Source organism: Kitasatospora sp. NPDC051702 (assembly GCF_040681575.1).
GTDB lineage: Bacteria > Actinomycetota > Actinomycetes > Streptomycetales > Streptomycetaceae > Kitasatospora.
Window position 1 is genome coordinate 1 of record NZ_JBFAZB010000019.1, and the last position, 21,934, is coordinate 21,934.

The 21,934-nt window shown below is 74.4% G+C and carries 18 protein-coding genes; 6 read left to right on the forward strand and 12 right to left on the reverse strand.

The features are described 5' to 3' along the window. Positions 1-624 precede the first annotated feature (624 nt). Entirely contained in the window at positions 625-2,790 is a 2,166-nt protein-coding gene (helR, locus tag AB0N04_RS17805) for an RNA polymerase recycling motor ATPase HelR (protein WP_360209788.1), read from the forward strand. A gap of 29 nt (positions 2,791-2,819) precedes the next feature. Here the strand turns inward: helR and AB0N04_RS17810 are convergent, their stop codons facing one another. Then, entirely contained in the window at positions 2,820-3,362 is a 543-nt protein-coding gene (locus AB0N04_RS17810) for a helix-turn-helix domain-containing protein (RefSeq protein ID WP_360209790.1), read from the reverse strand. 106 nt (positions 3,363-3,468) lie between these two features. Here AB0N04_RS17810 and AB0N04_RS17815 point away from each other — a divergent pair, with 106 nt between their 5' ends. Further along, positions 3,469-3,672 (forward strand): hypothetical protein, encoded by a 204-nt coding sequence (locus tag AB0N04_RS17815; protein ID WP_360209792.1) that lies wholly within the window; start codon positions 3,469-3,471, stop codon positions 3,670-3,672. Positions 3,673-3,934: 262 nt separating this feature from the next. Here AB0N04_RS17815 and AB0N04_RS17820 read toward each other — a convergent pair whose 3' ends face one another. From AB0N04_RS17820 to cseB, 4 genes are all read right to left on the reverse strand, one after another. Then, positions 3,935-6,538: an FtsX-like permease family protein gene (locus tag AB0N04_RS17820; protein ID WP_360209794.1), complete on the reverse strand. Its 2,604-nt coding sequence runs from the start codon at positions 6,536-6,538 to the stop codon at positions 3,935-3,937. 67 nt (positions 6,539-6,605) lie between these two features. After that, the gene (locus AB0N04_RS17825) at positions 6,606-7,358 is read right to left on the reverse strand and encodes an ABC transporter ATP-binding protein (protein WP_360209981.1); all 753 of its coding nucleotides are present in this window, start codon (positions 7,356-7,358) and stop codon (positions 6,606-6,608) included. 216 nt (positions 7,359-7,574) lie between these two features. Beyond that, entirely contained in the window at positions 7,575-8,894 is a 1,320-nt protein-coding gene (locus AB0N04_RS17830; RefSeq protein ID WP_360209796.1) for a HAMP domain-containing sensor histidine kinase, read from the reverse strand. Between the two features lie 3 nt (positions 8,895-8,897). Further along, the gene (gene cseB / locus AB0N04_RS17835; protein ID WP_360209798.1) at positions 8,898-9,590 is read right to left on the reverse strand and encodes a two-component system response regulator CseB; all 693 of its coding nucleotides are present in this window, start codon (positions 9,588-9,590) and stop codon (positions 8,898-8,900) included. 341 nt (positions 9,591-9,931) lie between these two features. Here cseB and AB0N04_RS17840 point away from each other — a divergent pair, with 341 nt between their 5' ends. From AB0N04_RS17840 to AB0N04_RS17850, 3 genes are all read left to right on the forward strand, one after another. Next, positions 9,932-10,510 (forward strand): TetR/AcrR family transcriptional regulator, encoded by a 579-nt coding sequence (locus AB0N04_RS17840; protein WP_360209800.1) that lies wholly within the window; start codon positions 9,932-9,934, stop codon positions 10,508-10,510. A gap of 252 nt (positions 10,511-10,762) precedes the next feature. Next, positions 10,763-11,800 carry an agmatine deiminase family protein gene (locus tag AB0N04_RS17845; RefSeq protein ID WP_360209802.1) on the forward strand — a complete coding sequence of 346 codons (1,038 nt, stop codon included), beginning with the start codon at positions 10,763-10,765 and terminating at the stop codon, positions 11,798-11,800. A 126-nt stretch (positions 11,801-11,926) separates the two neighbouring features. Further along, positions 11,927-13,081, forward strand: a complete 1,155-nt coding sequence (locus tag AB0N04_RS17850) for an agmatine deiminase family protein (RefSeq protein ID WP_360209804.1) — start codon at positions 11,927-11,929, stop codon at positions 13,079-13,081. Positions 13,082-13,167: 86 nt separating this feature from the next. On the opposite strand, the gene AB0N04_RS17855 is transcribed toward AB0N04_RS17850, so the two are convergent. After that, positions 13,168-14,349, reverse strand: coding sequence for an agmatine deiminase family protein (locus AB0N04_RS17855; protein ID WP_360209806.1), 1,182 nt, complete (start codon positions 14,347-14,349; stop codon positions 13,168-13,170). Between the two features lie 241 nt (positions 14,350-14,590). Here AB0N04_RS17855 and AB0N04_RS17860 point away from each other — a divergent pair, with 241 nt between their 5' ends. Then, positions 14,591-15,229 (forward strand): TetR/AcrR family transcriptional regulator, encoded by a 639-nt coding sequence (locus AB0N04_RS17860; protein WP_360209808.1) that lies wholly within the window; start codon positions 14,591-14,593, stop codon positions 15,227-15,229. A gap of 38 nt (positions 15,230-15,267) precedes the next feature. Here the strand turns inward: AB0N04_RS17860 and AB0N04_RS17865 are convergent, their stop codons facing one another. The 6 genes from AB0N04_RS17865 to AB0N04_RS17890 all read right to left on the reverse strand — a co-directional run bounded on the left by AB0N04_RS17865 (position 15,268) and on the right by AB0N04_RS17890 (position 21,927). After that, a complete protein-coding gene (locus tag AB0N04_RS17865) occupies positions 15,268-16,449 on the reverse strand; it encodes an agmatine deiminase family protein (protein ID WP_360209810.1) in 1,182 nt (393 codons plus the stop codon). 200 nt (positions 16,450-16,649) lie between these two features. After that, on the reverse strand, positions 16,650-17,486 hold the full coding sequence (locus AB0N04_RS17870) for an ABC transporter ATP-binding protein (RefSeq protein ID WP_360209812.1): 837 nt from the start codon (positions 17,484-17,486) through the stop codon (positions 16,650-16,652). Further along, positions 17,479-18,456, reverse strand: a complete 978-nt coding sequence (locus AB0N04_RS17875; protein ID WP_360209814.1) for an ABC transporter ATP-binding protein — start codon at positions 18,454-18,456, stop codon at positions 17,479-17,481. The genes AB0N04_RS17870 and AB0N04_RS17875 overlap by 8 nt, the downstream gene beginning before the upstream one ends. Continuing rightward, positions 18,453-19,307: an ABC transporter permease gene (locus tag AB0N04_RS17880; protein WP_360209816.1), complete on the reverse strand. Its 855-nt coding sequence runs from the start codon at positions 19,305-19,307 to the stop codon at positions 18,453-18,455. Before AB0N04_RS17880 ends, AB0N04_RS17875 begins: the two co-directional genes overlap by 4 nt. Beyond that, complete coding sequence (locus AB0N04_RS17885; protein ID WP_360209818.1) at positions 19,304-20,263, reverse strand: ABC transporter permease; 960 nt, start codon at positions 20,261-20,263, stop codon at positions 19,304-19,306. Before AB0N04_RS17885 ends, AB0N04_RS17880 begins: the two co-directional genes overlap by 4 nt. Next, positions 20,260-21,927: an ABC transporter substrate-binding protein gene (locus tag AB0N04_RS17890; RefSeq protein WP_360209820.1), complete on the reverse strand. Its 1,668-nt coding sequence runs from the start codon at positions 21,925-21,927 to the stop codon at positions 20,260-20,262. Before AB0N04_RS17890 ends, AB0N04_RS17885 begins: the two co-directional genes overlap by 4 nt. Positions 21,928-21,934: the final 7 nt, after the last annotated feature.

Here is a 21,934-nt window from a genome sequence, read left to right on the forward strand (position 1 = left end):
TTGACTTTTGGCACGCTGTTGAGTTCTCAAGGAACGGACACTTCCTTCGGTCTGCCTTCCAGCAGGCCCTCCGGGCGCTTCGTTCTTTCGTGTTTACAGCTTATCAGATGTTTTCCGCTCCGTTTTCCGGGGCTTCGTCATCCAATTCGCCAGTGTCTTCCGGGGTTTTGCGCCCCGTCCGACGTTTCAAACTCTAGCCGACCTCCGCTCCGAAAAGCGAATCCGGCCGCAATCCGATAAACGCACATGCCGAATACGCACCGAGCCGCGACAGGACGCGACCCGACCCGAGCCGGGAAGTGGTGTTTCAGGGGATTGGCCGCCCCGGGACCGTCCGCGCCGATGCGTGTCCGGTGCTCCCTGTCGAGCGACTAGAGAACACTAGGCCCGCAGCGGGCCGGAGGCAAATCCCGAAGCCCGCCCGGGATACGGCGGCGGGGAGCGCGAGAACCAGCGCGACGGCGAGGGAGTGAACCCATCCCTTGCCACTCTCAACCTATAGCGCACCGGGGGTCTTGCCGCAAGGCCCCCGTGCTGCCGCACAATCGCAGGCCGAGACCGGAGCCGGCGGCACCGCCGGGTCTCCCGGGATCGACCTCGGAACCCCGGAACGGAGCCGATGCCATGCACCCCCTGACCGCCAGCGCCTTCGACCTGCCCGACCACCTCACCGCCAAGGCCGACCCGGCGCTGATCGCCGCCGACGAACGACACTTCGCCGCCATCACGGAGAGCCTGGAACAGACCGTCGCCGAGCTGTCCGAGCAGCTCGACGCCGCACGGAAGGCGCCCGGCGGCATCGGCCGGGCCGCGATGGACCGGGACGCGGAGGTCCACCGGCTGACCGCCCGGCTGCGCGCCCTGCGCCGCTTCGGCCTGGACCTGTGCCTCGGCCGCGTGGTCGGTGCGGACGGCCCCGAGCCGGTGTACATCGGCCGGCTGGGCCTCACCGACAGTGCGGGGCGCCGTCTGCTGATCGACTGGCGCTCCCCCGCGGCCGAGCCGTTCTTCGCCGCCACCCACGCCAACCCTGCGGGCCTGGCGAGCCGGCGCCGCTACCGCTGGACCCGCGGCCGGATCAGCGACTACTGGGACGAGGTGTTCACGACCGACGGGCTGGAGGGCCACGCCGCCCTGGACGACCAGTCCGCCTTCATCGCCGGCCTCGGCAGCTCCCGCTCGCCCCGGATGCGGGACGTGCTCGCCACCATCCAGGCCGACCAGGACGCCGTGATCCGGGCGGGGTCGCGCGGGGCCCTCGTCGTGGACGGCGGTCCGGGCACCGGCAAGACCGTCGTCGCCCTGCACCGTTCCGCCTATCTGCTGTACTCGGACCCGCGCCTCGGCCACCGCCGCGGCGGCGTGCTCTTCGTCGGCCCCCACCAGCCCTATCTCTCCTACGTCGCCGACGTCCTCCCCAGCCTCGGCGAGGAGGGCGTGCGGACCTGCACCCTGCGCGACCTGGTCGCCGAGGGCGCCCGGGCGGTGGAGGAGAGCGACCCGGAGGTGGCCCGGCTGAAGGCGTCCGCCGCGCTGGTCAAGGCGGTCGAGAAGGCCGTCGCCGTCTACGAGGAGCCGCCCGCCGCGGGGATGACGGTCAGCACCGACTGGTCCGACCTGTGGCTGAGTGCCGGGGACTGGGCCGAGGCGTTCGACTCCGTGGAGCCGGGCACCCCGCACAACGAGGCCCGCGAGCAGATCTGGGCGGAGCTGGTGACGATCCTGCTGGACAAGCACGCCGAGGGGGGCGAGGAGGAGGACGTCCCGCCGGAGCTGTTCCACAAGTCGCTGCTGCGCGACCGCGACCTGGTCACCACCCTCAACCGGGCGTGGCCGCTGCTGGAGGCGGCCGACCTGGTCGGCGACCTCTGGACGGTCCCCGCCTACCTGCGGCTGTGCGCCCCCTGGCTCACCGCCGACGAGGTCCGGGCGCTGCAGCGCCCGGACGCCCAGGCCTGGACGGTCGCCGACCTGCCCCTGCTGGACGCGGCCCGTCAGCGTCTCGGCGACCCGGAGGCCGCCCGCCGGCAGAGCCGGCGGCGGGCCGCCGTCGCCGCCGAGCGCGAACGCATGGCCCAGGTCATCGACCACATCCTCGCGGCCGACGAGGACGGGGAGGGAGCGGTGGCGATGCTGCGCGGGCAGGACCTGCGGGACAGCCTGGTCGACGAGGACGCCGTGCCCGCCGGCGACCCGGAGCCGCTCGCCGGCCCGTTCGCGCACATCGTCGTGGACGAGGCCCAGGAGCTCACCGACGCGCAATGGCAGATGCTGCTGCTGCGCTGCCCCTCCCGCAGCTTCACCATCGTCGGGGACCGCGCCCAGGCCAGGCACGGGTTCACCGAGTCCTGGCGGGAACGGCTCGAACGGGCCGGGCTGGAGCGGGTCACGGTGGCCTCGCTGAGCGTGAACTACCGGACGCCGGAGGAGATCATGGCGGAGGCCGAGCCGGTCATCCGGGCCGCGCTGCCGGACGCCAACGTGCCGACGTCCATCCGCAGCAACGGCGTCCCGGTCCGCCACGGGTCGACGGCGGAGCTGGAGTCGGTGCTCGACGCCTGGCTCGCCGAGCACGCGGAGGGCACCGCCTGCGTCATCGGGGACCCGGCCTTCCGGGCGACGCCGCGGGTCCGCTCGCTGACCCCGGAGCTGTCCAAGGGCCTGGAGTTCGACCTGGTGGTCCTGGTCGACCCGGAGGCGTTCGGCGGGGGCGTCGAGGGGGCCGTCGACCGCTACGTCGCGATGACCAGGGCGACCAGGGAGCTCGTCGTCCTGACCACTCCGCGGTAGCGGCACGGGGGGGCGCGGCCGGGGCGCGGTCAGGCGGCGAGCAGCGCCTGCGCGATGCCGCGGGCCCGTTCGGCCGCGTCCGGGGCCCCCTCGCGCAGGGCGGTGACGATGGCCCCGTCCATCAGCAGCGCGAACTGCTTGGCGCGGGCCAGGGGTTCGGGGATGTCCGCGTCCCGCATCAGCTGCTCGACCAGGTCGATGACCCGGGTCTTGTGCAGGGCGGCCATCCGGCGGGCCGGGCTGGAGGCGTCCGCGAACTCGGTCATGGTGTTGATCGCGACGCAGCCCCGGAAGTCCTGCGCGGCGAAGCGTTCGGCGAGCGCGTCGAAGATGTTGAGCGGGTGGCCGCCGTGGGCCGCGACCCGCTCGCTGAGCCAGGCGCGCCACCGCTCGTCCCGCCCCTCCAGGACGGCGACCACCAGGGCCTCCTTGCCGGAGAAGTGCCGGTAGAAGGAGGCCCGGCCCACCCCGGACTCGGAGAGGATCCGCTCCACGCCGACCGCGCGGATGCCGTTGGCGTAGAAGAGGGACTCGGCGGTGCTCAGCAGGCGCGCCCGTGCGTTTACGGCCATGGCCCCGATCTAACCACCCTTGACGCCAAACGGCACCGGTCGGTACCGTCCTTGCCGTCGGTACCGATCGGTACCGTTTCGGGGGGACCGAACACCGGGGGGCGTCATGGACCAGGACTGGGCCGAGGCAGCGGTCGAACTCAACGCCGGCTACGCCGTGCTCACGGCGGACGGCACGCCGACCGCGTCCGTCCCGCACGCACTGGTGTCCTTCCAGGGCGGCTTCGCCAAGCTGCGCCTGCCGGGCGTCGACACGGTCCAGGTGGTCTCCGCCCCGGCCGTCCGCCTGATCACGCTGCACTCCGCCTGAACCGGCGCGCCACACCCACACCCACACCCACACCCACACCCAGATCTGCGACTGCCAGGCCGCCCGACCCGGGACGCACCGCAACCACCGTTGCACCGCCGCCCGGGCCGGGACGCCGACCAGTCGCGGCCGCCCGGTTCCGGGCAGCCCGGCCGGCCGGGACCTCCGTGGTCCCGCCGGGCTGCCCGGGTGCGGCCTCACACCACGGCCTCACACCACGGCCGTGCGCCTCGGCCCCGCACCTCGGCCCCGCACCTCGGCCTCACACCTCGGCCACGGCCTCCAGCGGGCTCAGCGCGGCCGCCCGGTGGGCCGGAACGGCGGCGGCGAGGGCACCGACCAGCAGGGCGAGCAGGCAGGTCAGGGCCAGTCGGCCCCAGGGCAGCTCCAACGCGTACCCGGCCATCGCGCCGTTGGCCAGCGCCCCGACCGCCCAGGCGCAGAACAGCCCGCCGGCCAGGCCCAGCCCGGTGCCGAACGCCGCGACGGTCACCGCCTCCAGCCGGATCATCCGCCGGACACCCGCCCGGTCCATGCCCAGGGCGCGCAGCGCACCGATCTCCCGGGTGCGCTCGGCCACGGACACCGCCAGCGTGTTCGCGACGCCGAGCACGGCGATCACCACCCCGATCACGAGCAGCCCGTTCACCAGGGTCAGCAGGTCGCCCACGGTGCCCGCGGCGGCCCGGACGACCGCGGCCCGGTCCCGCACCGTCAGCAGCGGGTTGCCGCCCACCGCGGCCCGCAGCCGGTCCTCCACCGCCGCGGAGACCTCGCCGCCCTCCGTCCGCACCAGGATCCGCTGGACGGAGCCCGGCCGGAAGGCGTGCCGCCGCACCTCGTCTTCGGCGCCGAGCGCGTCGCGGGCGGTGGGATTGTCCTGGTAGACGCCCACGACGGTGTAGGGGGCGGGTTCCCCGCCCGGGCCGATCCGGGCCTCGACCCGGCTGCCGGTGCGCAGACCGTTCTCCCGGGCGACGGTCTCGGAGAGGGCGATGCGGCCCGGCCCGAGGTCCTGCGCGGAGCCGCCGAGGAAGTGCAGCCGCATCACCTCGCCGACCGTGGCCGGGTCCACCCCGGAGACCTCCCGGACGCCGCCGCCGAGGAACAGGGTGGAGTCGGTGACGGCGCTCGCGGTCCGCACACCGCCCGCCCCGGCCACCCGCCGGACGGCGTCCGGGTCGATGCCGGCCGTGGTGCTGCCGGTGCCGATCACGTAGTCGGCGCCGAGCCCGGCCGCGGCCCGACGGTCGAGGGCCTGCCCGGTGGAGTGGCCCACGACGGCGAGGCCGGTGACCAGTGCGGTGCTGACCAGCAGGGTGGCGGCGGTCGCCGCGGTGCGCCGCGGGTCGCGCAGCACGTTCTGCCGGGCGAGGTGACCGGTGATCCCGGTGCCGCCGGTCAGCCGCCGGCCGAGCGCATCGGCCGGCCGGCCGATGGCGCGCACCGCCGGGGCCACCAGCAGCGGCGCCAGCACGACCAGTGCGACGACGAGCAGGCCGCTGCCCAGCAGGGCGTTGCGCAGGTTCGCCTCGGAGGCGTCCTCGGCGGTGGCCGCGAGCGCGACCAGCAGGCCGGCCCCGGCGAGCAGCAGGGCCAGGCCCGCCCCGGCCCGGAGGCCGGCCCGGCCGGCGGGCGGCTGCTGGACGGTGCGCAGCGCCTCGACCGGCGCGACCCGCGCGGCCCTGCGCGAGGGCAGCCACGCGGCGAGCACCGTCACGCCCACCCCCACGCCGAGCGCCGCCGCGACGGGGCGCGGCCCGATCACCAGCGGGCCGTGCGGCAGCGTGTCCCCACCGCCCAGGACCCCGGGCAGCACGGTGGCGACGCCGAGGCCCAGCGCGAACCCGGCCGCCGAGGCGGCGAGGCCGACCAGCAGTGCCTCCGCCAGGACGGTCCGGACGACCTGACGGCGGGAGGCGCCGATCGCCCGCAGCAGCGCGATCTCGCGGCTGCGCCGGGTGACGAGCATGGTGAAGGTGTTGACGACCAGGAACGAACCGATGAACAGCGCGACCCCGGCGAAGACCATCGGCGTCTTCTCGTACCCGCGGGTCAGCACGCCCACGTAGGCGGCCTGCTGAACGGCCAGGGCCGCGCCGGTGACGGCCTCGGCCCGCTCCGCGGGGAGCACCTCGGCGACCCGCCGGGCGAGTTCGGCCTGAGCGGTGCCGGGCACGGCGGACAGGTCGATCGCGGTGTAGTGCCCCGGGGCGGCGAACAGCTCCTGGGCGGTCGCCCGGTCGAACAGGACGAGGGTGCCGCGGGCGGTGACCCGGGTGTCGGCGGTGGTGACGAGGCCGACGAGCCGCTTGGTCATGGCCGGCCCGTCGGTGGCCAGCGTGACCCGGTCGCCCAGGTGCAACCGGCCGGCGGCGGCGGTGCCCACGTCCACGGCGATCTCGTCACCGCCGGCGGGGGCGCGGCCCTCGACCAGGGGGTAGCGGGCGTCCCGGCCGGCCGTCCCGCCGTCCTTCCCACCCGTGGCGGGGACGTAGGCCGCGGCCAGGTTCGCCCCGGGCCGGACCCTCAGCGGGCTGCCGTCCGCGGCGTTCAGCACGGCGGCGCCGTCGACGGAGGGCCGGACGGCGGCGACGCCGGGCAGCTGGGCCAGGGTCCGCGCGAGCGCGTCGGTGAGCACGTCCTCGCGCCGGTCCGCCGGTCCCGCGGTGGGGTCCGCCCGCGCGGTGACGGTGACGGCGGTGTCCGCGAAGTTCCTGGAGGCGGCGGCGCGGTGGGCGGCGGCGGTCGAGTCCGCGAAGACGAGGGTGCCGCAGACGAAGGCGACGCCGAGGCAGACCGCGAGGACGGTCATGGCCAGACGGGCCTTGTGCGCCAGGACGTTGCGCAGGGCTGTTCTCAGCATGGGCGGCTTTCGGGAGGAGTGGAGGACGGGCGGGGGCGGGTGGGCGCGGGCGTCGGCCGGCGACGCGTCAGCTGGTGCGGGAGCGGGCGTCGAAGCCCTTCATGACCCCGAGGACCCGCTCCGGGGTGGGCCGCGTCATCTCGTCGACCAGGCGGCCGTCGGAGAGGAACACCACGCGGTCCGCGTAGCCGGCGGCGACCGGGTCGTGGGTGACCATGACCACCGTCTGTCCCAGCTCGCGCACCGAGGCGTGCAGGAAGCCGAGCACCTCGGCGCCGGCGTGCGAGTCGAGGTTGCCGGTGGGCTCGTCGGCGAAGACGATCGCGGGCCGGGAGGTCAGCGCCCGGGCGACCGCGACGCGCTGCTGCTGGCCGCCGGACAGCTGCGCGGGCCGGTGGTGGAGGCGGCCGGCGAGCCCGACCATGGCGACCACGCGGTCCAGCCACTGCCGGTCCGGCCGGCGCCCGGCGATGGTCAGCGGCAGCGTGATGTTCTCCAGCGCGGTGAGTGTCGGCAGCAGGTTGAACGCCTGGAAGACGAAGCCGATCCGGTCCCGGCGCAGCCGGGTCACCTGCTGGTCGCCCAGCGTGCCCAGCTCGGTGGTGCCGATCCGCACGGAACCGGAGCTGGGGGTGTCCAGGCCGGCGGCGCAGTGCATCAGGGTCGACTTGCCGCAGCCGGAGGGTCCCATGATCGCGGTGAACTCGGCCTCCCGGAAGGCCACGCTGACCCGGTCCAGGGCGGTGACCCGGGTGTCGCCGGCGCCGTAGACCCTGGTCAGGTCGGTGGTGGCGGCCGCGATCCCGGGTGTGGTGAGCAGGGCGTGGCGGGCAAGGGGGTCGGCGGTCACGGCGGGCTCCTCGTCGGTGCGGAAGGGTGCACGTCGAGGGTGTCCGGGGCGTGTATCGGGGGCCCCGGCCGCGGTGTATCACCGCGCGCTCCACTCCGTATCGGTTCCGTCGCCCGGCTGCGCGCGGGTGGGTCACCGGGCCCGGCGGTGCGCCTCGGTCACCGCGGCCGGCGGTGCGCTTCCGGGTCAGCCGGGCAGTCGCAGGGTGGCGACGGCGCCGCCGTCCGGGGCGTTGTCCAGCCGCAGGTCGGCCCCGAGCAGCCGGGCCTGCCCGAGGGCGATGGTCAGTCCCAGGCCGTGGCCCGGGCCGCGCTCGGCGGAGCCGGTGTGGAAGCGGCGGGGGCCGTGCCGCAACAGGTCGGGCGGGAAGCCGGGGCCGTGGTCGCGCACGACGACCGTCCGGCCCTCGACGGTGACCCGCACCGGGCCGGCCCCGTGCCGGTGGGCGTTGACCACCAGGTTGCCGACGATCCGCTCCAGCCGGCGCGGGTCGGTCTCCACGGTGCCCGCGGTCTCCGGGGCCGCCACGGTTTCTGCGTCCATCCGCCCCGCCCCTGCCCCCGCCCCCGCGCGCGGCGAAGCGCCGGGGACGACGACCTCGGTGCCCCCGAGCCCGGTGCGCTGCACGGCCTCGGTGACGACCGCCCCGAGCGGCACCCGGGCCCGGACGGGCCGCTCCGCGCCGGCGTCCAGGCGGGAGATCTCCAGGAGGTCCTCGACCAGGGCGCGCAGGTCGCGGACCCGGGCCCGGAGCAGGTCCTCGGTCTCGCCGGGCGGCAGCAGGTCGACGGCGGCCAGCAGACCGCCGACCGGGGTGCGCAGCTCGTGCGCCACGTCGGCGGTGAACCGTCGTTCGGTGCGCAGCCGCCGGCCGAGGTCGTCGGCCATCCGGTCGACGGTGGCGGCGATCTCGGCCACCTCGTCCCGGCCCGCGGTGGGCCCGGTCCTGGCGTCGAGGTCCCCGGCGGAGATCCGGCCGGCCGTCTCGGAGACCCGCTGCAGCCGGCGGGCGACCAGGCCGGCCCCGTAGACCGCCAGTGGCGCGGCCGCCGCGAGGGCGAGCAGCGAGGCGAGGGCCATCGTCACGTCGAGCCGGCGCAGGTCGTGCAGCTCCGGGCTCAGGTTGACCCGGACGGCCAGCACCGGGCTGCCGGGCCCGGCGGTCCGCTGGGCAGCCCAGACGCTCGGCCCCAGGTTGCCCTCGACGCGCCCGTCGTAGGCGGTGTGCCGGGCGTCGTCGGCGGGGTGGCGCAGGGCGGCGGGCAGTGCGTCGGGGTCGAGTTCGGCGCCGTCCGCGAGGGTGCCGGTGCGCCGGTAGACGTCGACGGCCGAGTACACGGCGTTGAAGGCCTGTGCCCCGGCCCGGTCGCGGACGTCGTGCGCCGTCCACAGGTGCACCAGCACGCCCACGGCCGCGACGACCAGGCAGGCCGTGGCCGCGGCCAGGGCGGCGATCTTCCAGCGCAGCGAGGTGCGGGCCGGCCGCAGCCGGGAGAACGGGCGCACCGCTCAGCGCCGGAGCTTGTAGCCGAACCCGCGGACCGTCTCGATCCGGTCCCGGCCCAGCTTCCGGCGCAGCCGCTGCACGCAGAGGTCCACCACGCGGCTGTCGCCGTCCCAGCCGTACTCCCAGACCTCGCGCAGCAGGGTGTGCCGTTCCAGCACGACGCCGGGGTGGGCGGCGAACTCCAGCAGCAGTTTGAGCTCGGTCGGGGTCAGCGCGACGGGGCTGCCCGCGACGGTGACGACCATGCCGGCGGTGTCGACGGTGAGGTCGCCGAAGACCAGCACGTCCCCGGTGTCGGGACCGGGCCCCGGGAGCGGCGCGTACGTCGCCCGCCGGAGCAGCGAGCGGATCCGGGCCACCAGGACGTAGGTGTCCACGGGCTTGACCACGTAGTCGTCCGCGCCCGCCTCCAGGCCGGCGACGACGTCGAGTCCGTCCCCGCGCGCGGACATCATCAGCACGGGCACCAGGCTGGTCTCCCGGATCCGGCGGCAGAGCCCGATCCCGTCCAGCCCGGGCAGCATCACGTCGAGGACGAGCAGGTCGAACTCCTCCTCCCGGAAGAGCTCCAGGCCGGTCAGCCCGTCGGCCGCGGCCCGCATCCGGTACCCGTAGCGTTCCAGCGCGACGGTGAACGACCTCCGCATCAGCTCGTCGTCCTCCACCAGCAGCACGCGGACGGGGGGCGGGGACACGGCGGGCGGCTCCTCGGGGCGTGGTGGAGTGGGGTGCGGGACGGGTCCGGCGGCGTCACCGGGCGCCCGTCCGGAAACCCTACGACAGCTCCCGGCCCCCCGCCGCCGGGGCCGAAGGGGCGGCCCGGCCCACCCCGCCGCCGCGAACTCCCAGGTCGGGCCACCTCTCGCGGCCTCCGCCGCGACGGCCGAGCCCCCCGGGGCGGCGGCGGACCGACGGCCGGCCGAGCCCCCGCCGATACCCGACGGATACAAACGCGCCCGCGCGTCCGGCCGGTCGCTGACGGACGGGTCAGGCGGTGCCCGGAGGCCGGCGGGGGCGTCCCGGTAAGGTGGCGGCCGTGGCCAGTCGTAAAACGTCGATCTTGGAAGCAGCGGCGCGGGTGATCGCGCGACGCGGGGTGCGCGGCCTGCGGGTCGAGGAGCTCGCCGCCGAGGCGGGGGTTTCCACCGCGCTGATCTACTACCACTTCAAGGACCGCACGGGGATCCTCCGGCAGACCCTGGAGTTCATCAACGACCGGGCGGAGCGGTACACCACCGACCGGCCCGCGGACGCGCCCCCGCTGACGCCGCGCGAGGAGCTGGACCAGACGCTGCTGCTGGAGCTCCAGGACAGCGCCGAGGTGCGGGAGAACAGCACCGCCTGGGGCGAACTGAGGGCCAGTGCGGTGTTCGACGAGACGCTGCGCGAGGATCTGGCGCGGGCCACCCGGGTCTGGGTGCAGGAGATCGCCGAGCTGATCGGCGAGGTGCGGCCGATGTCCTCGGCGGTCGCACTGGCCGGTGCGGCCGAGCGGCTGACCGCGCTGCTGGAGGGCTTGAGCATGCGCTGGCTCAGCGGCAGCCTGCCGCTGGCGCACGCCCGCACGCTGATGTCCGAGGCCGTCGAGACCGAGCTGGCGGGTCTCGGCTCCTGACCGGGTGGGGCGGGCGGGCCCGCTCCGGGCCGGCCGCCCCCGTCCGATTCGTCACGCTCCGTGCCCCTTCACCGCTGATCGGGTCAAGGTGCGCCGATAAGTTTGACTGACTTTTCAGTCAATGCGAGTGTGGGACCGCGGGCGGGTGCAGCCACCGGACCGTGCCACCTGGTGCGCCGGTGCGTCGCGGCGCGAACAGTGGACCTGGTGGCCCGCCCCCTCCCGGCACCGTCGCACGATCTGGAGACCCTCATGACCCACCACCGCGATGACCGCTCCGCCGGAACCTACTCCTGGGTGCCCGCGGACGACGTCCCGCACGCGCGGACCTGGATGTCCTGGCCCTCCCGCCGGGGCGTGTGGGGGCTGCGCCTGGGCCGGATCCAGGAGGACATCGCCCTGATCGCCCGGACGATCGCCCAGTTCGAGCCGGTGGTCATGTGCGCCCCCGACGACTACACCGCGGACAAGGCCCGCTCCTGGTGCGGGCCGTCGGTCGAGGTGACGACCGCCATCCCCACCGACGACCTGTGGATGCGCGACATCGCCCCGGTGTTCCGCCGGGACGGCCGCGGCGGGCTGGACGCGGTGGTCCTCAACTTCAACGGCTGGGGGAACAAGCAGATCCACGACGACGACGCCCTGGTCGCCGAGCGCCTGGCCGCCCGCCGCGGCCTGCGCCACTCCTACGCGGACTTCGTCGGCGAGGGCGGGGCGATCGAGACCGACGGCGACGGCACCGTCATGGCCACCGAGAGCAGCCTGGTCAACAAGAACCGCAACCGCGGCATGAGCCGGGACGAGATCGAGGACGCCGTCCTGGACGCCTACGGCGCGGACGAGATGATCTGGCTGCCCGGGATCAAGGGCCAGGACATCACCGACGACCACGTCGACGTCACCTCGCGGTTCATCCGGCCCGGCGTCGTGATGGTCCAGCTGCCGCCGGCGGACCGCAACGACGCCTGGGCGCGGGACGCCCGCGAGCAGTTCGCGCTCCTGTCCGCCGCCACCGACGCCCGCGGCCGCCGGCTGCAGGTCATCCCCGTGCACGGCCCGGACACCGTGCGCTCCCGCAGTTCCAAGTTCGTCGACTCCTACCTCAACTTCCACGTCGTCAACGGCGGGGTCGTCACCGCCCAGTTCGGCGACGCGTACAAGGACGCGGCCGCGAAGGAGGCGCTCGCCGCTGCCTTCCCCGGCCGTCACGTCGTCCAGCTCGACGTGGACCGCCTGATGGCCGGCGGCGGCGGCATCCACTGCTCGACCATGCACGAGCCGCTGCCGTAGGGCCCGTCCGGCCCGCACCACACCACGCGGAACCGCGCGGCTCGGAACCGCACGGAACCGCACCGCCGGGCGCCCCGCCCGTGGCACCTCTCCCGAAACCCTCACGACCCCGTCTGGAGATCCCGCATGCCCACCGACCTGTCCCGCCGCACCCTGGTGCGCTCCCTCGCCGGCGCCGGTGTCCTCGCCTTCGGCCTCACCGCCTGCAACGACCTCGACGGCCTCGACCCGGAGGCGACCGCGCTGCCGACGCAGTCCGGCGGCACCGGCTCCGGCCCCCGCCGCTTCGGCGCCGAGTGGGACAAGCACCTGCGCACGGTGATGTCCTGGCCGGCCTCCGAGACGGTCTGGGGCGACCAGCTCCCGGACGTGCGACGGGACGTCGCCGGGCTGGCCCAGGCCATCTCGGCCCGCGAGCCCGTGGTCATGATGGCCCGCCCCGAGCAGAAGGACGCCGCGCAGAAGACGTGCGGCTCGGCCGTCGAGGTGGTGCCGATCGCGGTGGACGACCTGTGGGCCCGGGACACCCTGCCGGTGTTCGTCGAGGAGGGCGGCAAGGTCAAGGGCGTCGACTTCAACTTCAACGGCTGGGGCGGCAAGCAGCAGCGCGGCAACGACGCCAAGGTCGCCCGGGCGGTGCTGGCGAAGTACGGCGTGGAGCGCGTCGAGACCAAGCTGGTCGCCGAGGGCGGCTCCTTCGAGACCGACGGCCTGGGCACCCTGATGGTCACCGAGAGCTCCGTCGTCAACGACAACCGCAACCCCGGCATGAGCCGCGACCAGGTCGAGGCCGAACTCAAGCGGGTCCTCGGCGTCACCAAGGTGATCTGGCTCGCCGGCGTCAAGGGCAAGGACATCACCGACGCCCACGTCGACTGCCTGACCCGCTTCGCCGCACCCGGCGTCGTCCTGCTCGACCAGGCCTTCCCCGGGACCCCGGCCGACGTCTGGTCCCGCTCCGCCGACCAGGCGCGCTCGGTGTTCAAGACCGCCACCGACGCGCGCGGCCGGAAGCTGGAGGTCGTCGAGCTCCAGCAGCCCGACCCGGACAAGATCACCGGCCGCGGCGACGCCTTCGTCTCCTCGTACATGAACTTCTACATCGGCGACAAGGGCGTCTACCTGCCGAAGTTCGGCGACGCCCGGGCCGACGACCGCGCCCAGCAGATCCTCAAGCAGTACTTCCCCACCCGCGAGATCGTCCCCGTGAAGATCGACGCGATAGCCGCCGGCGGTGGCGGCATCCACTGCGCGACCCACGACATCCCCTCCCTCGGCTGACCCGCCACGGACCGCCCGGCCGCCCGCACCGGCCGGGCCCGGTGCGGAGGGGCGGGCCGGCGCCCTCCCCCGCCGCACGGCACCCGCTACGGGACGGGCTGCTGCTGGGTGACGCAGTGGATGCCGCCGCCCCCGGCGCCGAGGTTGTCGATGTTGAGCTGTTCGACCGTCCGGCCGGGGAAGAGCCGGGCGAGCGTGGTCCGGGCGGCCGCGTCGGCCTTGGTGTCGCCGAACTGGGCGGAGATCACCGCGCCGTTGCAGAGGTAGTAGTTGGCGTAGGAGCCGACGAAGGACGGGTTGGTCGAGCGGATCAGGTTGTAGTCGGGGCCCTGGATCCGGCTGACGGAGACCGGGGTGCCCTGCCCGCCGGTGGCGGCGGACAGGATCTGGTACTGCTGGCGCTCGTCGTTGGACCAGACGTCGGTGTCACCGGCCAGCGGCGCCTGCACCACGGCCGTGCCGCCGCCGACGAACCGGGAGGTGGCGTCCACGTGGTCGTCGGTGATGTCCTGGCCGGCGATGCCGGGGAACCAGATCACCTTGGTGGCCCCGTAGGCGGTGCACAGGGCCGCCTCGACCTGGGCCTGCGACATGCCGGGGTTGCGGTTGCCGTTGAGGATGCTGCTCCTGGTCGCCATCAGGGTGCCGGCCGCGTCGGTCTCGACGGCGCCGCCCTCGGTGACGAGCCCGGCGGCGGTGAACGGGACGCCGAGGTAGGCGGCGACGCGGCGGGCGACCAGTGCGTCGTTGGCGTGCGTCTGCCGGTTGCCCCAGCCGTTGAAGTTGAAGCCGACCGCGTCGAACCCGCCCGCGCCGTCGGTGCGGAAGACCGGGCCGGTGTCGCGCATCCAGCAGTCGTCGACCGGGATGTCGCCGATGACCGTGACGGCCGTGCCGCACATCGAGCGCGCCTTGGAGACGCTGGCGGGGTTGGCGAGCATGGTGACCGGCTCGTACTTCGCGATGGTCTTCGCGATGAGCGCGATGTTCGACTGCACGCCGGCGAGCTTGCTGCGCCAGATGGTGCTGCTGTCCGGCCAGGCCATCCAGGTGCGGGCGTGCCGGGCGGTGTCGATCGGCACGACGAGGCCGGTGGCGGTGAGCGTCCGCCCGTCGGTCGCCGTGCCGCGCCGCTGCCCGGCCGAGGCCGGGCCGCCGGTGGCGACGGTCAGCGCGGCCCCGGCCGCGGCCAGTCCCGCGGCCGCGAGGAATCCGCGTCGGCCGACGCCCGCCGTGGCCGCCTGCTCGGATCTGAGCTGGTCGTTCATCTCTGCCTCCATGTCAATGCCGGCTGCATGCACCGCAGTTGACCGGAAAGGTAGAACTGACCAAGCGCTCGGTCAATAGTTTGCGCAGGCATCCGCCCCCGACTTCCCCCGACCGCGCCCGCCCCGGGCCGCCCGGAAGCCGCCAGGGGAACGCCCGCGGACCGTCCGGACCGCCCCGGCGGCCCCACGACCACGGCCGTCTCCCTGCCGCCGCGCCCCGGTCCTGGCTACAGTTGCCGCCATGGCGACGCAGGCGACAGGCACGGCCCCGGCTCCCTCCGCGACACCGGCCGGCGGCGGCCGGACGCGCTCCTCCGCCAAGGGCGAGCAGACCCGGGCCCGGCTGATCGCGGCGGCCCGGACCCTCCTCGCCGGCGCCGGCGCCGGCCGCTTCACCACCCGCAACGTGGCCGCGCTGTGCGAGGTCTCGCACGGGATGTGCCACTACCACTTCGCGGACCGCACCGACCTGATCGTCGCGGTGGTCGCGGACATCCGGCCCGAGTGGATCGCCCCCCTCGAACGGGCGGTGGACGGCCCGGGCGGCTACGCCGAGCGGGCGGAGCGGGTGCTGACCCTGCTGACGCGGCCGGAGAGCCCGGACCTCGCGCGGCTGCACGCCGCCCTGCACTGGCTCGCCCTGAACGACGAACGGGTCAGGGTCAGCCTGGAGGCCGAGTACGCGCGGTGGCGGTCCTGCTTCGTCCGCCTCTTCGGGGTGCTGGTCGACGAGCGCGGCTCCGCCGCCGACCCCGTCCCGCTCGGCGAGGCCTTCGCCGCGGCCGTGGACGGGATCGCCGCCATCGGCTCGCTCGACGGCACCGTGGACGCCGCGCAGGTGCTGCGCACCCTGATGGCCTCGCTGTCCGCCACCGTCTGACCGGGCCCCTCGTCGGACAGGCCCCGACAGACAAAACCCTAGGACGGGCTCGCCCCGGGGACGGCGGGCTGCTGCTGGGTGGCGCAGTGGATGCCGCCCCCGCCACCGGCGATGTGGTCGATGGTGACGGGGGTGACCTTCCGCCCCGGGTGGAGGTCGCCGATGATGCCCGCCGCCCGGTCGTCGGCCGCCTGGTCCCCGAAGCGCGGCACGATGACGCCCCCGTTGCAGACGTAGTAGTTGATGTAGGTGGCGAGGAAGTTCTTGCCCGACCCCTGGATCAGGTCGAAGTCGGGCTCCGGGATCTCGACCACCCTGAGCGTGCGCCCGCCGGCGTCGGTGGCGGACTTCAGGACCTGGAGCGCCTGGTCGGAGGCCATGCTCCAGATGTCCGGCGGGGTGTTCGCGGCCGGGCGGTGGAGGACGACGGTGCCGGGTTCGGCGAAGCGGGCGAGCGCGTCGACGTGGCAGTCGGTGATGTCCTGGCCGGCGACCCCCTTGAACCACAGCACCTTCCGGACCCCGAGCAGGTCCTTGAAGGCCGCCTCGATCTGGTCGCGGGACTTGCCGGGGTTGCGGTTGTCGTTGACCCAGGAGCTCTCGGTGGCCATCAGCGTGCCGTCGCCGTCCACCTCGATGCCGCCGCCCTCGCCGGTTACGGGCGCCTGGACGCGGGTGACGCCGTAGTGCTCCAGCAGGTTGCGGGCGACCTGGCTGTCGTCGGCGTGGGTCTGCTTGTTCCCCCAGCCGTTGAAGTTGAAGTCGACCCCGGCGAGCCCCTGCGGGCCGGTGACGAAGGTCGGGCCGGTGTCCCGGGCCCAGAGGTCGTCGACCATCAGCTCGAGCACCTCGACGCTGGAGCCGCAGGCCTGCCGCGCCTGGTCCGCCTGGTCGGGCCGGGCCAGCAGCACGACGGGCTCGAAGCCCGCGATGGTCCGGGCCAGCCCGGCGATGTCCTCGCGGACGCCGGGGAGCTGGTCGCCCCACACCTCCTCCAGGGCCGGCCAGGCCATGAAGGTCCGGGAGTGCGGGGCCGATTCGGCGGGCATCGCCCGGGCCGCGGCGGACGGGGTGTCCGTCGGGGCCGGGGCCGTGGCGGTGCCGCTCGGGGCGGACGGTTCGTCGCCGCCGCCGGAGGAGCAGCCGTCGGTCAGGGCCAGCGCGGCGAGCGCGGCCCCGGAGCGCAGCAGCGTGCGGCGGGACGGCCGGGGGTGAGCCATGGGGGGCCTCGTTCCGGTAGGTGCCTGGGGTCCGGACCCGCACGCTACGGAACGGGCGGCCCGGTCCCGGCCCGACAGGCATCGGCCATCGGGGTGAACCCGGCCGGACGGGTGCCGGCCCGGCTCCGGGCGGCCCGCACCGGCCCGCACCCCTGGTACCGCGGTCCGGCAGGCCCCACCACCTGCCGGACCGCGGCGGCCTACAGCGCCCGGCGCGCGGCGGCGATCCGGTCGGGATCCCAGCCGGGCCGGGGCACGGACTCCAGCAGCAGCCGGGTGTAACCGTGCTGCGGGTCGTCGAGGACCTCCGCGGTGCGCCCGGCCTCGACGATCCGCCCGTGCCGCATCACGATCACCTCGTCCGTGACGCAGCGGACGACCCCGAGGTCGTGGGTGATGAACAGGTAGCCGATGCCGGTCTGCTCGCGGATGTCGGCGAGCAGGTTGAGGACCTGGGCCTGGACGGAGACGTCGAGCGCGGCGACCGCCTCGTCCAGGACCATGACGGCCGGCTGGACGGCCAGCGCCCGGGCGATGGCGACGCGTTGGCGCTGCCCGCCGGAGAGCTGGCGCGGCAGCGCGTCCGCCGCGCGGGTGCCGAGGCCGACCTGGTCGAGGAGCTCGGTGATCCGGGCCCCGTGGTCGGTGCCGGGGAAGTGCAGGCGCAGGGTCTCCCGCAGCACGGCCTCGACGCTGGTGCGCGGGTCCAGGGAGAGGTACGGGTCCTGGAAGACCATCTGGACCTCGCGGGCGCGGGCCAGCCGCGCCGCCCGGCCCCGGACCGGGCCGGTCCGGGCCCGGCCGCGGACCGCGACCCGCCCCTCGTCGGCCTGTTCGAGGCCGACGACGATGCGGGCGGTGGTGGTCTTGCCGGAGCCGGACTCGCCGACGATGCCGAGCGATCCGCCGGCCGCGAGGGTGAAGGACACGTCGTCGACGGCCCGTACGGTGCCGAAGGTGCGGCGCAGCCCGGTGACCTCCAGCGCGGGCGGGGGCGTCCGGTCCGGGTCGTGCGGGGTGGTTCCGGGCTCAGGCACGGCTGGCGCTCCCTTCGAGGAGGTCGCTGTGGTGGCAGGCGGCCAGGTGCCCGGGCTCCCCCGGGACGGGCCGCGCCGGCGGGGCCTGCTCGCGGCACAGGTCGGTGGCGAGCGGGCAGCGGGCGGCGAACGGGCAGCCGGTCAACTCCTGCCGCAGGTCCGGTGGTTGACCGTCGATCGCGGCGAGCCTGCCGGAGGGGTTGTCCAGCCGGGGGGTGGAGGCCAGCAGGGCGGCCGTGTAGGGGTGGCGGGGATGGTCGAACAGGCGCTCGGCCGGGCCGGTCTCGACGATCCGGCCGGCGTACATCACGTAGACCCGGTCGCTGATCGCGGCGGCGAGGCCGAGGTCGTGGGTGACGAACAGCAGGCCGGTGCCGAAGCGTTCGCGCAGCCCGTCCAGGAGCGCGATGACCTCGGCCTGGCTGGTGACGTCGAGCGCGGTGGTGGGCTCGTCGGCGAGCAGCAGGACCGGGTCGCCCATCAGCGCGGCGGCGATCATGACGCGCTGCAGCATGCCGCCGGACAGCTGGCCGGGGTAGCGGCGCAGCAGGTCCGGCCCGAGGCCGACGGCGTCGAGCAGCTCGACGGCGCGCCGGTCGGCGTCCGCCCTGCTCAGCACCCCGGTGAGGGTGACGCTCTCGGTGAGGAAGTCCCCGATGCGCCGCAGCGGGTTGACCGCCGCGCGCGGGTCCTGGAAGACCATGGCGGCCTTGCCGGTGCGCAGGGTGCGCAGCCGGTCGGCGTCCATGGTGAGGACGTCCTCGCCGTCGACGAGGATCCGGCCCTCCGGGTCCGCCCCGGGCGGCAGCAGGCCGAGGGCGCCGCGCGAGGTGAGGGTCTTGCCGGAGCCGGACTCCCCGACGAGCGCGACGGTCTCGCCGGGGGCGACGGTGAGGTCGACGCCGTCGAGGACGGGGCGGGCGGTGCCGGGCAGCCGCAGCCGCAGCCCCTGGATGTCGAGTGCGTTCACGCGGTCCTCCGGGCGACCTGGTCGGCCCAGCGCTCGCCGACGACGTTGAAGGCGACGACGGTCAGCACGATGACGGCGCAGGGCAGGACCGCGGAGAGCGGGTAGCCGTGCTGGATGGCGGTCTGGCCGTCGAAGACCATGCGGCCCCAGTCGGGGGTGAGTGCGGGGACGCCGAGTCCGAGGAAGGAGAGGCCGGCCAGATCCATGAGGGCGTATCCGAAGTTGATGGTGGACTGGGCGAGGACGGTCGGCGCGATGTTCGGCAGGACGTGCCGCAGGCAGATCTGCAGGGCGGAGTGCCCCTGGACCTGGTACGCGGCGACGTAGGGGCGCGTCCGCTCGGCCAGCACCAGCGAGCGGGTGAGGCGGGAGACGTAGGGCAGGTAGGCGATCGCGAGGGCGGTGACCGGCGCGAGCAGGCCCTCCCCGTAGACCGAGACGATCAGGATGGCGAGCAGCATGCCGGGGAAGGCGAAGACCAGCTCGGTGCTGCGGGACAGCACCGAGTCGAGCCAGCCGCCCCGCCAGCCGGCGGCCAGGCCGACCACGATTCCGGCGACGGTCGAGAACACGACCACGCCGAGCGGGCCGAGCAGTGAGGTCCGGGCGCCGAGCAGCAGCCGCGAGAGGGTGTCGCGGCCGGCGGCGTCGACGCCGAGCAGGTGGTCGGCGGAGGGCCCGGCGAGGGCACCGGACAGGTCGACCTCGTTCGGGTCGTACGGCGACAGCCAGGACGCGAGCAGGGCCGCCGCCACCACCAGCACGACGAAGCCGAGGCAGAACAGGTAGAGCGGGGCGCGGGCGGCCTTGACGCGGGCGAGGCCGGGCCGGCGGGTGAGCACGACACTCATGCGTCGGACCTCCTCGAACCGAGGGTGACCCGGGGATCGACCAGCGGGTGGAGCAGGTCGACGACCAGGTTCACGACCATGAACAGGACGACGATGATCAGGGAGATGGCCTGGACGGTCGGGAAGTCCTTGGTGCTGGTGGACAGTTCGAGGAGCTGGCCGATGCCGCCGATGCTGAACGCGGACTCCACCAGGATGGTGCAGACCAGCAGGGTGGAGACGATCAGGCCGCCGGTGGTGAGCACGGTGCCCAGCGAGTTGCGGAACACGTGCCGGCGGATCACCTCGCGCTCCGGCACGCCGCGGCTGCGGGCGACGGTGACGTGCTCGCCCTCCAGCGCGTCCAGCATCGCCGAGCGGGTGACCCGGGCGAGCATGCCGATCAGGTAGAGGGCCAGGGCGACGGCGGGCAGCGTGAGGTGCCAGAGCATGTCGCCGAGGCCGTCACCCGCACCGCTGGTCGGGAACCAGCCCAGCTTCACCGCGAACAGGCCCTGCAGCAGGACGGCCGCGACGAAGGACGGCGTGCCCACCGCGAGGGTGGTGGTGACCAGGATCGTGGCGTCGGTCCGGCCGCCGCGGACGGCGCCGATCCAACCGAGCGCCAGGCCGATGAGCAGGACCACCACCAGCGCCATGGCCACCAGCAGCAGGGTCGCGGGCAGCCGGTCGGCGAGCAGCGCGGAGACGTCGGTGCGGTAGGTGATGGAGCGTCCGAAGTCGCCCTGCACGATCTGCCCGAGCCAGCGCAGGTAGCGGACCAGGAAGGGGTCGTCGAGGTGGTACTGGGCGTTGAGCGCCTGCAGGGCGGCCGGCGAGGCCGACCGACCCGACAGGAGGAAACTCGCCGGACTGCCCGGCGCCAGGTACATCGCTCCGAAGACCACGAACGAGGCGCCGAGCAGGGTGACGGCCATCTCGACCAGCCGCCGGACGGCGAATCTCAGGAAGTTCACCGTGCGGCCCCCACGTCGGCCGCCCACGGGTAGTACATGTACGAGATGGTGGTCGGGGCGCCGGTGATCCGCTTGTTCATGAAGACGGTGGTCGGCCACTCGGCGACCGGGATCCACAGCAGCTGCTCGGAGGCCGTCTGCTGGAGCTTGGCCTCGATGGCGGCGCGCTTGGCCGGGTCGTACTCCGCGGAGGCCTGGTCGACGAGGTCGTCGTAGGCCTTGTCGCTGAACCCGGAGTAGTTCTGGTAGGCGCCGGTCTTGAAGTTGGTGAGCAGGTCGAGCGGGTCGGTGACGGACTCGTAGTACGTCTCCGGGAACATGTCCAGGCCCTCGCGCGCCTTGGGGTCGGTGAACAGCGAGGTGAAGGCGTTCGGCGCGATCGTCTTCAGCTGGACGTCGAGGCCGATCTTCGCGCCCGCGGCCTGGACGGCGGTGGCGAGCAGCGAGACGTCCTGGCCGATGCTGCTGGTCGCGACGGTCAGCGTCCTGCCCTTGGCGCCGGCCTCCTGGACGAGCGCCTTGGCCTTGTCGATGTCCTGCGCGGTGGGCGTGAGGTTCTCGAAGGCGCTCCGGCGCACGTCCTCCGGGGCGCCGGCCCAGGCCGCCCGGGTGGTGAGGGAGCCGGTGACGGTGCCCGCGCCGGCCAGGCCGGTCCGGACGAAGCCGGAGCGGTCGAGGGCGAGGGAGAGCGCCCGGCGCACCCGGACGTCGCCGAGCGGGCCGGCCATGCTGGTGACGTTGAGGTTGACGGTGCTCAGGCCCTCGCCGAAGTAGAGCGTCCCCGCGCCGCTCTTCTTGAGCCGGTCGTAGCTCTCGGTGGGGATCAGGTAGCCGCCGTCGACGTCGCCGGTGAGCATCGCGTTGGTGCGGGCCGACGGGTCGGTGAGGAAGCTGAACACGGCCTTCTTGGACTTGGCCTTGGTGCCCCAGTAGTCGTCGAAGCGCTGCAGCTCGATCGACTGGCCCTTGTTCCAGGTGCCGAGCTTGAACGGGCCGGTGCAGTCCAGGCCGCCCGCGGTGCCGTAGTCCTTGCCCGCGGCCTCGATCCCGGCCTTGGACGCGACCACGCCGGCGGCCGTCGCCATGTACTGCGGGAACTGGGAGTCGGGCTGCTTGAGCTTGACGGTGACCTGCAGCGGCCCGGTCTTGGTGAGGGAGTCCACGTTCTGGAACACCGAGGCCCAGGCCGCCGCGTTGTCCGGGTTGATCTGCCGGCCGAGGCTGTACACGACGTCGTCGGCGGTCATCACCGTGCCGTCGTGGAAGTGCACCCCGGCGCGCAGGTCGTAGACCCAGGTGGTGGGGTCGGGGTTGGACGCCTTCTCCGCCAGGCCGGGGGCCGTGGTGAGCTGGGGCGTCCAGCGCATCAGGCTCTCGCAGACGTTGGAGAGGATGGTGTTCTGCGGGTAGTCGAAGGCCTGGAGGTAGTCGAGCGTGGGCGGCTCGGCGTAGGTGGCCCAGGTGAAGGACTCGAGTTCGCCCTTCGCCTCCGGGGCCGCGGTGGAGAGCTGGACGGCGGACTGGTCTGAGCCGCCGCGCGGCGGGCCCGAGCAGGCCGCGACCAGGGCGAGGGAGGACAGGGCGACCGTGGCGACGGTGCGGCGCCGGCGGGCGGCCGGGCGTCTCACGGGCGCGCCGGCCGGGCTCGCGGGTACGGGTGTCATGAGGGTG

Bases quoted from the DNA above. Each gene is read 5' to 3' on its own strand.
- helR (WP_360209788.1), top strand. From the start codon at position 625: ATGCACCCCCTGACCGCCAGCGCCTTCGACCTGCCCGACCACCTCACC.
- AB0N04_RS17810 (WP_360209790.1), bottom strand. From the start codon at position 3,362: ATGGCCGTAAACGCACGGGCGCGCCTGCTGAGCACCGCCGAGTCCCTC.
- AB0N04_RS17815 (WP_360209792.1), top strand. From the start codon at position 3,469: ATGGACCAGGACTGGGCCGAGGCAGCGGTCGAACTCAACGCCGGCTAC.
- AB0N04_RS17820 (WP_360209794.1), bottom strand. From the start codon at position 6,538: ATGCTGAGAACAGCCCTGCGCAACGTCCTGGCGCACAAGGCCCGTCTG.
- AB0N04_RS17845 (WP_360209802.1), top strand. From the start codon at position 10,763: ATGACCCACCACCGCGATGACCGCTCCGCCGGAACCTACTCCTGGGTG.
- AB0N04_RS17850 (WP_360209804.1), top strand. From the start codon at position 11,927: ATGCCCACCGACCTGTCCCGCCGCACCCTGGTGCGCTCCCTCGCCGGC.
- AB0N04_RS17855 (WP_360209806.1), bottom strand. From the start codon at position 14,349: ATGAACGACCAGCTCAGATCCGAGCAGGCGGCCACGGCGGGCGTCGGC.
- AB0N04_RS17860 (WP_360209808.1), top strand. From the start codon at position 14,591: ATGGCGACGCAGGCGACAGGCACGGCCCCGGCTCCCTCCGCGACACCG.
- AB0N04_RS17865 (WP_360209810.1), bottom strand. From the start codon at position 16,449: ATGGCTCACCCCCGGCCGTCCCGCCGCACGCTGCTGCGCTCCGGGGCC.
- AB0N04_RS17880 (WP_360209816.1), bottom strand. From the start codon at position 19,307: ATGAGTGTCGTGCTCACCCGCCGGCCCGGCCTCGCCCGCGTCAAGGCC.
- AB0N04_RS17890 (WP_360209820.1), bottom strand. From the start codon at position 21,927: ATGACACCCGTACCCGCGAGCCCGGCCGGCGCGCCCGTGAGACGCCCG.